At 63.3% G+C, this 881-nt stretch carries 1 protein-coding gene; it reads left to right on the top strand.

The genetic code is table 11. The features are described from left to right. The coding region (tuf, locus tag AB4Z43_RS33485) for an elongation factor Tu (protein ID WP_441940995.1) at positions 1 to 881 on the top strand (881 nt) is incomplete at both ends.

Below are 881 nucleotides of genomic sequence, written 5' to 3'. Positions count from 1 at the left end.
ATGGCAAAAGGTAAATTCGAGCGCACTAAGCCTCATGTGAACATCGGCACGATTGGTCACGTTGACCATGGCAAGACGTCGCTGACGGCGGCGATCACGAAGTATTTTGGCGAGTACAAGCGCTACGACCAGATCGATGCGGCGCCGGAAGAGAAGGCACGCGGCATCACCATCTCGACGGCTCACGTTGAATACGAGACGGCCAACCGCCACTACGCTCACGTCGACTGCCCCGGCCACGCCGACTATGTGAAGAACATGATCACCGGTGCCGCGCAGATGGACGGCGCGATCCTGGTCGTGTCGGCCGCCGACGGCCCGATGCCGCAGACCCGCGAGCACATCCTGCTTGCCCGTCAGGTCGGCGTGCCGTCGATCGTGGTGTTCCTSAACAAGGTCGAYCAGGTCGACGACGCCGAGCTGCTCGAACTGGTCGAGCTCGAGGTTCGCGAGCTGCTGTCGAAGAACGAGTTCCCCGGCGACGACATTCCGATCGTCAAGGGTTCGGCACTGGCCGCGCTTGAGGATTCCAACAAGACGATYGGCGAGGACGCGATCCGCGAGCTGATGGCTCAGGTCGACGCCTACATCCCGACGCCTGTTCGTCCGCTCGACAAGCCGTTCCTGATGCCGATCGAAGACGTGTTCTCGATCTCGGGCCGTGGCACGGTCGTGACCGGCCGCGTCGAGCGCGGCGTGGTCAAGGTCGGCGAGGAGCTGGAAATCATCGGCATCCGTCCGACGACCAAGACGACCTGCACGGGCGTKGAAATGTTCCGCAAGCTGCTCGATCAGGGCCAGGCTGGCGACAACATCGGCGCGCTGCTGCGCGGCGTTGATCGTGAAGGTGTCGAGCGCGGCCAGGTTCTGGCCAAGCCCGG

Source organism: Mesorhizobium sp. 2RAF45, assembly GCF_052115225.1.
GTDB lineage: Bacteria > Pseudomonadota > Alphaproteobacteria > Rhizobiales > Rhizobiaceae > Mesorhizobium > Mesorhizobium jarvisii.
Note: the sequence above shows the minus strand (reverse complement) of the source record. Positions and strands in the feature narration are given on the sequence as shown.